Source organism: Mycolicibacterium septicum DSM 44393, assembly GCF_000455325.1.
GTDB lineage: Bacteria > Actinomycetota > Actinomycetes > Mycobacteriales > Mycobacteriaceae > Mycobacterium > Mycobacterium septicum.
Genome location: NZ_HG322953.1, coordinates 952,543 through 965,587, shown reverse-complemented (window position 1 = coordinate 965,587; position 13,045 = coordinate 952,543). Strand labels below are relative to the sequence as shown.

Genomic DNA, 13,045 nt, shown 5'->3' with positions numbered 1-13,045 from the left:
CAGAATTCAATCAGAAAAATCCGATTACAAACAAAAGACACCAAAAACTGGCATCAAAAAAACAACCACCCACCATGATCGGAAGACGGGGAGTCCCCCAAAATGAGTGGCAAAAACAACAAACAAAAACCACCAAACACACTATTGAGTTCTCAAACAACACGCCCGAGTTTGTCGCGCAGAAATCCCGCGGCTAAAAGCCGCTGAACTTTACTGCGGGCAGTGAGAATACCCACCGTAATGGGTGTCTCTCTCGGATTTCGTCTTCGCTCTCCGGCGCTTGTCCGTGTCGCTCTGACTTGGAATAAGTTACGGGAGCGCTAACACCGAGTCAAATCGCCTGGTCACTGCGACGTTTTCCCAGGTCAGAGCACAGTCGCCGGTTGACCTAAGCGCCCACGCGCTCGACCCCGGCGATGTGCCGCTTGCCACGTCGCAACACGAGCCAACGCTCATGCAGAAAATCGGAATGCTGTGGTATCCACTCGTCGCTTTCGATACGAATGTTGTTCACGTAGACGCCACCCTCGGCGACATTGCGGCGCGCGGCACCCTTGCTGTTCGCCAATCCCGTGGCGACCAACAAATCGACGACCGAATCCGGGCCGCCCGGCTTCAGCTCGGCGACCTGTCCATTACTGGCCTCCCGCAACGCGGCGCCGAGGGTGGATTCGTCGAGGTCGGTCAGCTCGGCCCGGCCGAACAAGGCCTGACTGGCCAGCTCGACCCCCGTGGTCGCGCCTTCTCCATGCACCAACGTGGTGAGTTCACGCGCCAACCGCTTCTGCGCGGCGCGTTCATGGGCGCGGTTCTGGGTGGAATCCTCCAACTCGGCGATCTCATCCGAGGACAGGAAGGTGAACCAGCGCAGGTAGCCGATCACGTCGGCATCGGCGGTGTTCACGAAGTACTGGTACCAGGCGTACGGGCTGGTCATCTCCGGATCGAGCCACAGGTTGCCGCCGCCGGTGGACTTGCCGAACTTCTTGCCCTCCGAGTCGGTGACCAGCGGAGTTGTCATGGCGTGCACGGTGGCGCCCAGCTTCTGGCGGACCAGTCGGGCGCCGGCCACGATGTTGCCCCACTGGTCGGAACCACCGATCTGCAACGCGCAGCCGTGGCGCTGGTGCAGCTCCACGAAGTCGTTGGCCTGAAGAAGCATGTAGCTGAACTCGGTGTAGGAGATGCCGTCACCCTCCAGCCGGCGGCGCACCGTCTCCCGGTCGAGCATCACGTTCACCGAGAAGTATTTGCCCAGGTCACGGAGGAATTCGATGGCCGAGAGCTGGGCGGTCCAGTTCAGGTTGTTCTCCACGATGGCGCCGGTCGGGGTGTCGTCGAATTCGACGAACCGTTCCAGCTGGCCGCGGATGCGACCGGCCCAGTCGGCGACCGTGTCGGCGGTGTTCAGTGTGCGTTCCCCGGTATCGCGAGGGTCGCCGATCATCCCGGTGGCCCCGCCGGCGAGCACGATGGGCCGGTGGCCGGCACGCTGAAACCGGCGCAGAGTCAGCAACGGCACCAGGTGACCCGCGTGCAGGCTCGGCGCGGTCGGGTCGAAGCCCGAGTAGACGGTCATGGGTCCCTTGGCCAGGTCATCAGCCAGCGCGTCGCGGTCGGTCGACTGCGCGATCAGGCCACGCCAGTCCAGCTCATCGAGGATTCCCATGCTCATGACGACGATCATGCCGCATCGCCGACATCAATCACTGGCACCGGGCGCGGGGGCCCGCGGGCTGCGCCGGTACGCCGACACCTCTCCCCTGTCCGCCAGCCACAACCGCCATCTGCGGTCGGCGGCCTTGCTCACCCCGACCCGTGGGCCGTCGACCACCGGAAGCGGATCACCCAACGTCAAGCGGACCGGACTGTCGGCGTCGAACAGGTCAATTCCGTTGTCCTCCATGGTGATTCCCAGGGCCGAACAGAGGTTGCCCGGCCCCCGCGCCAGCGCCGCCGGGCGAATCGCCGGTCCGCGGCGGGCGCCGGCGACGTCGGCCCCGACGCACACCGCCGCCGCTCGCAGCAGTACCGCGCCTGCGATGCCGTCATGCCCGCAGACCACATTCGCGCAGACGTGAATGCCGTGGCTGCGATAGGTGTACAGGTACCCGGGCGGGCCGAACATCACGAGATTCCGGCCGCCGGCACCGCGAAACGAGTGTGAGGCGGCGTCGGGCCAGGGTCCATCGGGCGGGCCGCCGTACGCCTCCACCTCGACGACGACGGCGCTGACACCGCGACCGGTCAGCTCGGCTCCCAACAGTCGGCGGGCCGCGAGCAAGGGGTCACCAGTCAACAGCTCGGTGCCCATCCGCAAGCCCACCCGAGCGATTCTGCACTTCGCAAGATCCACCGTTGACACCGGCCGCACTTGGGCGCAGTATTCACCACATGATGACTTCATCGATTGATGAATTCTCCCCAGGATTCCCCGCCGGGGCTGCTCCCCCGGCCATCGACATCGCCGGACTGCAGGTCAACCGCGGTGGGCGGCCCGCGATCCGCGATCTCACCGTGCAGATCGGCGGCGGCAGCATCACCGGTCTGCTCGGCCCGTCGGGCTGCGGCAAGTCCACCCTGATGCGCTGCATCGTCGGGACCCAGATCGTCGCGGCGGGCACTGTCACGGTGCTCGGTCACCCTGCCGGTTCCGCACCGCTGCGGCACCGGGTCGGGTACGTCACCCAGGATCCGACGATCTACGACGACCTGCGGGTGATCGACAACGTGCGGTACTTCGCCGCGCTGTACGGAACGTCGGCGGACTCGGCGGCAGATGCCATCCGGTCCGTCGGTCTCGACGATCACCGCACCGCCTACTGCGGCAATCTCTCGGGTGGACAACGCACCCGGGTCTCGCTGGCCTGCGCCCTGGTGTCCGAGCCCGAACTCCTGGTGCTCGACGAACCCACCGTCGGCCTCGACCCGGTGCTTCGCGTCGACCTGTGGCAACAGTTCAACGAACTGGCGCGACGTGGCACCACGCTGCTGGTGTCCAGCCACGTGATGGACGAGGCCGACCACTGCGGAGACCTGCTGCTCATGCGTGAAGGCCGATTGCTTGCCCACACCACCCCGGACCAGCTACGGAAGGACACGGAATGTACGTCCCTGGAGGAAGCGTTTCTCACCGTCATCCGGCGCAGCGACTCGGGCGCGATCAACCGAGCCGACTGAGCCCTGTCGCCTACCTGGCCACGACCGGCCGGATCCTGCGGCAACTGGCCGCCGACCACCGCAGCGTCGCGATGATCCTGGTGGTGCCCAGCCTGATCATCACGCTGATGTACTTCATGTTCCAGAATGCGCCGCACCAGCCGGGACACCCGACGCCGTTCAACAACGCGTGCCTGATCATGCTCGGCGTCTTCCCGCTGATCGTGATGTTCCTGATCACCTCGATCACCATGCAGCGCGAACGCGTCTCGGGAACCCTCGAGCGAATCCTGACGACACCGCTGCGCCGCTTCGACCTGCTGGCGGCCTACGGCACCGCGTTCTCGATCGCCGCCGCAGCCCAGGCCACCCTGGCCTGCATCGTGTCGTTCTGGTTCCTCGGCCTCGACACCGCGGGCAGCCCCATCCTGGTGTTCCTGATCGCGATCATCAACGCCGTGCTGGGCGTCGGGCTCGGCCTGTTGTGCAGCGCGTTCGCCCGGACCGAGTTCCAGGCAGTCCAGTTCATGCCTGTGGTGATCGCACCGCAGCTGCTGTTGTGCGGCATCATCGTGCCGCGCGCCGCTCTGCCCGAATGGCTGCAATGGATCAGCAACGTGCTGCCGGCCAGCTATGCGCTGGAAGCCCTGCAGCAGGTCGGCGCGCATCCCGAGCTGACCGCCATCGCGGCCCGTGACATCGCGATCGTGGTGGGATTCGCTGTACTGGCGCTCTGTCTGGCCGCGGCCACCCTGCGCCGCCGAACACCTTAGGAAGCCGTGAGTACCGACATCGATTCCGAACGGGAACGCAAACGCCCCGGCCGCCCCGCCGGTCCGTCGGACAGACGCGAGCGCATCTTGGCCAGCGCGCGGGAGTTGTTCTCCCGCAACGGGATCGACAAGACATCGATCCGTGCCATCGCGGCCGACGCCGGGGTGGACGCCGCGCTGGTGCATCACTACTTCGGCACCAAGACCCAGCTGTTCGCCGCCGCGATCCACATCCCCATCGATCCGATGACCGTGATCGGAAAGCTCAAAGAGGTCCCGGTCGAACAGATCGGGCACACCCTGCCGTCAATCCTGTTGCCGCTGTGGGATTCCGAGATCGGCAAGGGCTTCGTCGCGACACTGCGCTCCATCCTGGCCGGCAACGACGTGTCGCTGGTGCGGTCGTTCCTCCAGGAGATCATCATCGGCGAGATCGGGCCCCGGGTGGACAACCCGCCCGGCAGTTCCCGCGTGCGCATCCAGTTCGTCGCCTCGCAACTGGTCGGGGTGGCGATGGCGCGCTACATCCTGGAGTTGGATCCCTTCGCCACGCTGCCGGCCGATCAGATCGCCGAGACGATCGCACCCACCCTGCAGCGCTACCTCACGGGTGACCTACCCGGATTCCCCTGATCCCGCCAGATCCAGCAGCCGGCGGTGCTCGGCGTCGTCCTCGATGGCCACGGCCTCGTCGACGAGCAGCACCGGGATGCCGTCCTCGATCCGGTAGGCCCGCCGCAACCGGGGGTTGTAGAGCCAATCCGTACCGGCCAGCAGTAGCGGCCCGCGGTCCTGCGGGCACACCAGGATGCTCAAAAGCTTGTCGTCGACCACGAAGTGAAGCTAGCCCAGCGGGATCGAGATGCCGCCAGTGGGCTGACCGCCGCCCCCGCCCGGAATCGGAGCGATGCCGCCCGGGAACTGGCCCACCCCAGGGTTGAGACCGCTCTGCTTCGGAATCTGCGCCTGGGACTGTGCCTGCAACTTGCGCTGGTACGACAGCGTGCTCTTGAGGGCGTTGATCAGCGGAACCTGATTGGGACGCTTGTCGAGCGCCTCGGTGATGGCCGCACGGTTGGCGTTCGACGGCTTGTACCCCTGCTGACGCAGCTTCAGGATGTCGTGGATCAGCGTCGAGATCTGGCCGCCGCCCTCGCCGGTGTCATAGTCCCTGGAGATGATGGACAGTGCCTCGTCGGCGGTCATCTCCGGTGCCGCGGGCGCATCCGCCTGCGGGGTCGGCTGAGCGGGATCGGCGGCCGCCGTCGGCGCACCCGCGCCCACCAGCGCGCCCACCAGCGCACCGCCCGCCACACATCCGGTGACGACCCGACGCCAGCTGTTCGCACCCGATCCCGATGTCATCGATCCTCCAGTCGTTCGGCCGTCCGCCGGAGCCTAACAGCGCATTCACGCCCCGGCACCCCGCCGACATACCGGCCTAGTCGGTCTCCGGCTCGTCGTCGGTGGCTCCCGCGACGAGTTCGGCCCGGCCGGCCGCCGTCAATTTCTTGTACGTACCTGTATCGGCGTCGAAGTACCAGCAGTTACGCCGGCCCGCCTTCGGGATGCCCGCCGCCCGCAACGGACCGATGAGCGGGCGGTATGACGCGCCGAGCTCCATGTCGGCCACCACGTACACCACGTCGGGCGGATTGCCCGCGGCCAGATCGTCCAGCGCGTGGGTGAGGTCGGCCGTCGGGACGCTGCCGCCCGGGCGCAGCGCCAGCGCTGTCACCGCCAGTTGCCGGCCCGCCGCCTCGACGCCATAGGTCACCGACATGTCGACCGCCTCCAGGCGACCGACCGCGTCGTTGACGCTGGTCGCGAACACCGGCCCCCGTTCGGTCCGGATCACCGCGCCACGGTTGTCGACCAGCCAGTAGTCGCCGTCCTCGTCACGACGGAACAGGAACTCGGTGGACACCCAGGTGTCGGCGGGCGCGAACACGCCCCTCTTGACCACAGCTGTCGGATCGACCGGGCCGCGCGGATGGGCCAGGAGCACACCGACCTCGTTGGCCTCGGCCTTCCGCACGAAACCCTGCTCGTCCTCCAGGATCAGGTCGTCGTCGGCGTCGTAGGCGGCGAGTTCGACGGTGCCGCTGCCCGGCAGCGGACGTCCCTTGCTGCCGATCTTGGCGCCGGAGACGTTGGCCAGCACGGCCTGTCCGTCGGTGGTGGCGAAGAACTCCACGACCTGGGCCGGCTCGAACACGTCGACCACCCGTTTCCACAGCCCGGCGGGCATGCCCGAGCCGATGAACAACCGGACCGGGTGGCTGCCGGTGAGCGAGAACGACGGATCGTCGATGACCTCGCGCAGCATGGCCCAGGTGTAGGACACCACCGTGACGCCGTACTGCCGGATCTCCTGCAGGAACCGGTCGGGCTGCAGCCCGCGCGACAACGCGATGCGCGAGCCGCCGACCACCGCACCGCCCAGGCTGACCAGCAGCCCGGACTGGTGATGCAGCGGGGTCAGGCAGTAGACCGTGTCGCCGCGGCCGAGATTGGCCGCCGAAGCGGTGCCGAACGCCGACAGCGCCCACCGGAAGTTGGTGATCTGGCGGGCCACGAGCTCGCCGCCGACCTCACTGAAGGCGACGAAGGCCAGGTCGCGGGCCAGACCCGGGTTCGGCCGGTACCAGCCGGGCAGCTCGACGACGTCGGGGTCGATCTTCTCCATGTCGACGATGGACGCGCCGTCGGCTTCGTACTTGTCCAGGTGCAGATCACGGCTCTCACCGCCGCCGAGAACCAGCACCCGCATGTCGAGTTCACGGGCCACGTCGAGGTGGCTCGGATCCGCGATGATCTCGGCCACGCCGCCGAGGCGGGCCGCCTCGGCCAGATCTGCCTCGGGCAGCAGCACTGCCACCGCCCCCAACCGGGACAACGCCGCGATCGCGACCAGCGCGCTGGGCCGGGTGTCCATCAGGACGCCGACCCGGGCGCCCTGGCGCACCCCGACGTCGATCAGGCCGCGCACCACGTTGTTGATCCGGCGGTCCACCGCCTCGTAGGTGTGCACCCGCCCGTCGAAGAGCAGCGCTTCGCCGTTGGGGGCGCTGCGCGCCTGTTCGCTCATGATCCGGCCGAGCGAGATCCGGGTGTGGTCGTTGACCTGACCCAACCGGGCCAGACGTGGCAGCGTGCGGGCTGTCTCGATGACCAGGGTCCGGGCGTTCTTGTTGGCCGTCACCAACGCTTCGGCGGCCGAGCGCGCCACCCCGAACGCCATCTCGGTGGCTGCGGTGGCACTGTGGGTGACACGGGTGGAGAAGGACACCCCGCCCTCGGGATGATCGGCCGGCTGCGACCCCATCGGGACCACACCTTCGGGCATCTGTTCTCCGCCAAGCCATTTCACCCACTGGGCCACGGTCGGCCAGGTCTGGGTGGAGGCCTTGGAACCCACGACCAAACCGAAATGTCCTGCCCTGATCAGATATTCGTAAACATCCGCATCGGGCGCGGCCCGCTTGATACCCCGGACCGCGGCAGGTTGGCCGATGTCGTCGACCTCGCCGACCACCGCGAGGATCGGGCAGTCGATGTCGGACAGGGTGACCAGGTCGCCGTGGACGGAAAAGCCTCCCGTCATCATCCGGTTGTGGGAGATGAACTGCTTGAGCAGTTCGGCGATCGCGGGCCCGGACCAGGCGATCCAGCCTTCCGACGACAGGAAGCGGCGCTGCTGCTCGCGTGGCAGCAGGGCTTCGCGATCATGCAACTGCCGCAGGAACTCCAGACGCGACTGAGCGGTCTTGATCGGGTCGAGCATCTGAAAACCGGTGCGGGCCAACCAGCCCGGGATGTCGATGCGGCTGAACACGTGGTCGGCCATGAAATCGGCCGCACCCGCGGCCACGCCGGCCGGAAGGTTCATCGGCAGCGCGGCCAGGGTGTCCACCGGGGAACCGAAGGCGATGATGCTGGCCAGGTCCTTGGACCGCCGATAGGCCGCGGCCTGGTAGGCGAACATCCCGCCCTGCGAGTAGCCGGCCAGGTGCACGTCGCGACCGCTGACCTCTTTGACGATGTCGATGGCTTCCGACAACGCCACCACGTGGTCGGCGAGGTTGCGCTGCATACCGCCCTCGACCTTGTCCGGTGAACCGAAGTCGATCACCCACGGGTCGATACCCGCGGCATGCAGGATGCCGACTGCGCCGTCGTCGCGCGTCACGTCCCACATGTCGGCCGACATCATCATCGGGTGCACCATCAGTACCGGGGGGCGCGGATTCTGGACACCGGGGCGGACGTCAGGCGGGAAGTACCGCCGGAGCCGGTACATCGGCACGCTCTGGATGATCTGGAACGGCGACGGGACCGAGCCGGTCTCCAGTCCCCCGTAGCGCAGCACCTCCAAGCCGTTCTGCGCGGTCGCCAGCAACCGCTCGACGGGTCTGGTCACTGCCGAGAAATCCACCAGCTTGCTCCCCACATCGCAACTCACCCCGACCCCCGATTGACGAGGTCATCATGGCACAACAGCAACCGATCACCGACTTGATCACCCGGACGTCGGCAGTGCCCCCATGCGATGCCACTGTCACGGCCACCGACAGATAGGGTCGGCGGCGATGGCACACCTGCTCGGGGGCGAAACCCTGCATCTGGAATACCCCGCCGGGGTGGTGTTCGACTCGGTCACCGTCGGTGTCAGCGAAGGCGACCGGATCGGCATCGTCGGCCGCAACGGTGACGGCAAATCCAGCCTGCTGGCCATGCTGGCCGGCCGGCTCGAACCCGATTCCGGACGGGTCACCGTGCGCGGTGGTGTGCGGGTCGGGGTACTCGATCAGGCCGACACCCTCGACGACGCCGACACCGTCGGCCACGCCGTGGTCGGCGATGTGCCCGAACACGAATGGGCCGGCGACCCCCGTGGGCGCGACGTCATTTCCGGCCTGCTCGGCGACCTGCCTTGGGACGCCGAGCTCCGCACGCTGTCGGGCGGACAGCGGCGCCGGGTCGCTCTGGCCAAGCTGCTGGCCGGGGATCACGACGTGCTGGCGCTCGACGAGCCGACCAACCACCTCGACGTGGAGGCGATCACCTGGCTCGCCGAGCACCTCAAGAAGCGCTGGTCCGCGTCGTCCGGTGGGCTGCTGGTGGTGACGCACGACCGCTGGTTCCTCGACGAGGTCTGTACGACCACATGGGAAGTGCACGACCGCATCGTCGAACCGTTCGACGGCGGCTACGCCGCCTACATCCTGCAGCGCGTGGAACGCGACCGGCAGGCGGCCACGATCGAGGCACGCAGGCAGAACCTGGCCCGCAAGGAACTGGCCTGGCTGCGCCGCGGCGCCCCGGCTCGCACGTCCAAACCCAAATTCCGCATCGACGCGGCCAACGCCCTGATCGCCGACGTACCGGAGATCCGGGACAAGGTCGCACTGCAGTCCCTCGCGGTGTCACGGCTGGGCAAGCAGGTCGTCGACCTGCTGGATGTGTCGGTCAGCTACGGCGACCGCGAGGTGCTGCACCAGGTCGAGTGGCGGATCGCCCCGGGTGAGCGCACCGGGATCCTCGGCGTCAACGGCGCCGGAAAATCGACGCTGCTCGGCCTCATCGACGGTTCGGTGCAACCGACCGCCGGCCGGGTCAAACACGGTAAGACGCTGCAGGTGGCGACCCTCAGACAGAGCGTGGACGAGCTTGCGCCCCACCTCGGCGATCCCGTGCGGGTGGTACTCGCCAATCTGCGCACCACGTATGTGTTCGGCACCGGATCAAAGGCCCAGGAACTCACGCCCGGACAGTTGCTGGAGCGCCTCGGTTTCTCCAGCGCCCAGTTGTCGACACCGGTGAAGGACCTCTCCGGCGGGCAGCAACGTCGCCTGCAACTGCTGTTGATCCTGCTCGCGCAGCCCAACGTGCTGATCCTCGACGAGCCGACCAACGACCTCGACACCGACATGCTCTCCGCCATGGAGGATCTGCTCGACTCGTGGCCCGGCACGCTGATCGTGGTGAGCCACGACCGGTATTTTCTGGAGCGCGTCACCGACCAGCAGTACGGCATCCTCGGCGGACGTCTGCGGCACCTGCCGGGCGGGGTGGACGAGTACCTGCGGCTGCGCGCCGCACATGCGTCGGCGACCGGCGCGGCACCGGCCAGCAGCACTGCACCGGAGGGGCTGTCCGGCGCCGACTTGCGGGCAGCGCAGAAGGAAGTGTCCGCCCTGGAACGCCGACTGGAGAAACTGCAGGAACAGATCGACCGCTCCCGGACGGCGATGGCCGACCACGACCAGTCAGATTTCGAGGGACTCGCGGCCAAGGTGGCCGCCATCCGCGCGCTTGAGGACGAAGTCACCGAGGTCGAGGAACGCTGGTTCGAACTCGGCGAGCAGATCGGCTAAGGGCGCAGCCTGATTCGTAATTCCTCTGCGGTCTTACGGACGACACCCAACTGCTTGGCGACCTGAACCGGTGCGGTGCCACCCCGTGCGCTGCGCGCATTCACCGAGCCCTCGACGGTCAGCACCTCGCGCACCTGCGCGGTGAGCGCGGGGTTGATCGCGGCGAACTCGTCATCGGTGAGCTCGTCGAGCCCGACACCCCGGCCCTCGGCGGTCTGCACCGCGCCGCCCGCGGCCTCATGGGCGACCCGGAACGGAACACCCTGGCGCACAAGCCATTCGGCGATGTCGGTGGCCAGCGTGTAACCGGCCGGCGCCAGCGCGGCCATCCGGGCCTCGTCGAAGGTCAGCGTGCCGACCAGTCCGGCCATCGCCGGCAGGAGCAGCTCCAGCTGCGCCACCGAGTCGAAGACCGGTTCCTTGTCCTCCTGCAGGTCCCGGTTGTAGGCCAGGGGCTGGGCCTTGAGCGTGGCCAGCAGACCGGTGAGGTTGCCGATCAGCCGTCCGGATTTACCGCGGGCCAACTCGGCGATGTCCGGGTTCTTCTTCTGCGGCATGATCGAGCTGCCGGTCGACCAGGAGTCGTGCAGCGTGACGTAGCCGAATTCGGTTGTGCTCCACAGGATGATGTCCTCGGCGAGCCGGGACAGGTCCACCCCGATCTGGGCGAAGATGAACGCCGCCTCGGCGGCGAAATCCCGCGCCGCGGTGGCGTCGACGGAATTGTCGGCCGCCGAAGCGAATCCGAGGTCTTCGGCGATGGCGTCGGGATCCAGACCGAGCGACGAGCCGGCCAGCGCCCCCGAGCCGTAGGGCGAGACCGCGGTGCGGTCGTCGAAATCGGCGAGCCGGTCGACGTTGCGCAGCAGTGGATGAGCGTGGGCCAGAAGATGATGCGCGAGCAGGATCGGCTGGGCGGCCTGCAGGTGGGTCTTGCCGGGCATGATCGCCGTCGGATGCGCCGCGGCCTGCACCGCCAGCGCGTTGACCACCTCGAGCACACCGTCGGCGACGCGGCGGACGGCGTCGCGCAGCCACATCCGGAACAGCGTGGCCACCTGGTCATTGCGGGAGCGTCCGGCGCGCAGCCGGCCGCCCAGATCGGGCCCGACCCGGTCGATCAGGCCGCGCTCCAGCGCTCCGTGCACGTCCTCGTCGGTGACCAGCGGCTCGAAACTGCCGTCGGCGACATCGGAACCCAGGCTGTCCAGGCCCGCGAGCAACCCGTCGCGCTGCTCGTCGGTGAGCAGCCCGGCCCGGTGCAGGACCCGGGCATGGGCCTTGGACGCCGTGACGTCGTACGGCGCCAGCACCCAGTCGAAGTGGGTCGACTTGCTCAGGGCCGCAAGGGCGGCCGAAGGACCGTCGGCGAACCGCCCGCCCCACAGCGAGCCCTCGTTGGTGGTTCCGTCGTTGGTGCTCATCTCATCCAGCTTCCTGCCGCGCGAGCGACCGTGGGTGTACATCCAATGCGGCGTGTCGCCGTACAGACACGGTCGCTCGCGGTGCGAAGTTAGAGGCCCAGGTCGCGCTTCGCCGAGATCTTGGAGCTCAGGCCGTGCAGCTGCACGAAGCCCTTGGCCGCGCTCTGGTCGAAGCTGTCGCCCTCGTCGTAGGTGGCGAGGTTGAAGTCGTACAGCGACTCGCCGGAACGGCGGCCGTTGACGATGATGGCGCCGGCGTGCAGCACCAGCCGGATGTCGCCGGACACGTGCTGCTGCGTGTGCTCGACGAACGCCTCCAGCGAGCGCTTCAGCGGGCTGAACCACAGGCCGTCGTAGGTGAGCTCGCCCCACTTCTGGTCGACGCCGCGCTTGTACCGGCCCAGCTCGCGCTCAAGCGTCACGTGCTCGAGCTCGGTGTGCGCGGTGATCAGCACCATCGCCCCCGGGGCCTCGTAGATCTCGCGGCTCTTGATGCCGACCAGCCGGTCCTCGACCACGTCGAGCCGGCCCACGCCCTGGGCGCCGGCCCGGGTGTTGAGCTCCTGGATGATCTCCAGCACGGACAGCGGACGACCGTCGATCGCCACCGGGCGGCCCTTGTCGAAGCTGATGATCAGCTCGTCGGGGGCGTTGAAGTTGACCGTCGGGTCCTGGGTGTAGTCGTAGACGTCCTTGGTCGGGGGCGTTCCACAGATCCTCGAGGAACCCGGTCTCCACCGCACGGCCCCACACGTTCTGGTCGATCGAGAACGGCGAGCGCTTGGTGACGTTGATCGGGATCGCGTTCTCCTCGGCGAACGCGATGGCCTTCTCGCGGGTCCAGGCGTAGTCGCGAACCGGTGCAATGACGTCCAGTTCGGGCGCCAGCGAGGCGAATCCGACCTCGAACCGCACCTGGTCGTTGCCCTTGCCGGTGCAGCCGTGCGCGACGACGGTGCCACCGTGGCTGCGCGCCGCATCCACCAGGTGCTTGACGATCAGGGGGCGGCTGATGGCCGACACCAGCGGGTAGCGATCCATGTAGAGCGCGTTCGCCTTGATGGTCGGCAGGCAGTATTCGTCGGCGAACTCGTCACGGGCGTCGACCACGACCGCCTCGACCGCACCGCAGTCCAGGGCACGCTGGCGTACGACGTCCATGTCCTCGCCGCCCTGACCGAGATCGATGGCGACGGCGACGACCTCTTTACCGGTCTCCTTGCCGATCCAGCTGATCGCGACCGAGGTGTCCAGACCTCCGGAGTACGCCAGGATGACGCGTTCGGACATGAGCAATCTCCTTGTTTTG

Annotated in this window: 11 protein-coding genes and 1 pseudogene; 5 read left to right on the top strand and 7 right to left on the bottom strand. The window is 67.5% G+C overall.

Annotation, left to right across the window (positions count from 1 at the left end; all coding sequences use genetic code 11):
* Positions 1 to 197 (top strand): hypothetical protein (locus TX88_RS34755; protein ID WP_209447131.1); only part of this gene is annotated, 197 nt, incomplete at its 5' end.
* Positions 198 to 388: 191 nt separating this feature from the next.
* On the opposite strand, the gene tyrS is transcribed toward TX88_RS34755, so the two are convergent.
* Positions 389 to 1,675, bottom strand: a complete 1,287-nt coding sequence (gene tyrS / locus TX88_RS31385; RefSeq protein WP_209447130.1) for a tyrosine--tRNA ligase — start codon at positions 1,673 to 1,675, stop codon at positions 389 to 391.
* Between the two features lie 27 nt (positions 1,676 to 1,702).
* Positions 1,703 to 2,314 (bottom strand): DNA-3-methyladenine glycosylase, encoded by a 612-nt coding sequence (locus TX88_RS31380; protein WP_044524094.1) that lies wholly within the window; start codon positions 2,312 to 2,314, stop codon positions 1,703 to 1,705.
* 80 nt (positions 2,315 to 2,394) lie between these two features.
* Between TX88_RS31380 and TX88_RS31375 the strand changes: the two genes are divergently transcribed.
* Genes TX88_RS31375 through TX88_RS31365 form a run of 3 tightly spaced genes read left to right on the top strand, consistent with a single transcriptional unit; the run spans position 2,395 to position 4,565 of the window.
* Positions 2,395 to 3,180 (top strand): ABC transporter ATP-binding protein, encoded by a 786-nt coding sequence (locus TX88_RS31375; RefSeq protein WP_044524093.1) that lies wholly within the window; start codon positions 2,395 to 2,397, stop codon positions 3,178 to 3,180.
* Complete coding sequence (locus tag TX88_RS31370; RefSeq protein WP_084622291.1) at positions 3,105 to 3,932, top strand: ABC transporter permease; 828 nt, start codon at positions 3,105 to 3,107, stop codon at positions 3,930 to 3,932. The genes TX88_RS31375 and TX88_RS31370 overlap by 76 nt, the downstream gene beginning before the upstream one ends.
* Positions 3,933 to 3,938: 6 nt before the next feature.
* Positions 3,939 to 4,565 carry a TetR/AcrR family transcriptional regulator gene (locus TX88_RS31365; protein ID WP_044524091.1) on the top strand — a complete coding sequence of 209 codons (627 nt, stop codon included), beginning with the start codon at positions 3,939 to 3,941 and terminating at the stop codon, positions 4,563 to 4,565.
* Here the strand turns inward: TX88_RS31365 and TX88_RS31360 are convergent.
* From TX88_RS31360 to TX88_RS31350, 3 genes are all read right to left on the bottom strand, one after another.
* Positions 4,548 to 4,766 (bottom strand): Trm112 family protein, encoded by a 219-nt coding sequence (locus TX88_RS31360; protein WP_044524090.1) that lies wholly within the window; start codon positions 4,764 to 4,766, stop codon positions 4,548 to 4,550. The two genes, TX88_RS31365 and TX88_RS31360, sit on opposite strands and share 18 nt — an antisense overlap.
* A 9-nt stretch (positions 4,767 to 4,775) precedes the next feature.
* A complete protein-coding gene (locus TX88_RS31355) occupies positions 4,776 to 5,297 on the bottom strand; it encodes a hypothetical protein (protein WP_044524089.1) in 522 nt (173 codons plus the stop codon).
* 76 nt (positions 5,298 to 5,373) lie between these two features.
* Entirely contained in the window at positions 5,374 to 8,373 is a 3,000-nt protein-coding gene (locus TX88_RS31350) for an acyl-CoA synthetase (protein WP_209447148.1), read from the bottom strand.
* Between the two features lie 151 nt (positions 8,374 to 8,524).
* Here TX88_RS31350 and TX88_RS31345 point away from each other — a divergent pair, with 151 nt between their 5' ends.
* Positions 8,525 to 10,312, top strand: coding sequence for an ABC-F family ATP-binding cassette domain-containing protein (locus tag TX88_RS31345; RefSeq protein ID WP_044524088.1), 1,788 nt, complete (start codon positions 8,525 to 8,527; stop codon positions 10,310 to 10,312).
* On the opposite strand, the gene argH is transcribed toward TX88_RS31345, so the two are convergent.
* Positions 10,309 to 11,736 (bottom strand): argininosuccinate lyase, encoded by a 1,428-nt coding sequence (argH, locus tag TX88_RS31340; protein WP_044524447.1) that lies wholly within the window; start codon positions 11,734 to 11,736, stop codon positions 10,309 to 10,311. The genes TX88_RS31345 and argH overlap by 4 nt on opposite strands.
* Before the next feature lie 89 nt (positions 11,737 to 11,825).
* Positions 11,826 to 13,026: pseudogene (locus TX88_RS31335) on the bottom strand (argininosuccinate synthase).
* Between the last annotated feature and the right edge of the window lie 19 nt (positions 13,027 to 13,045).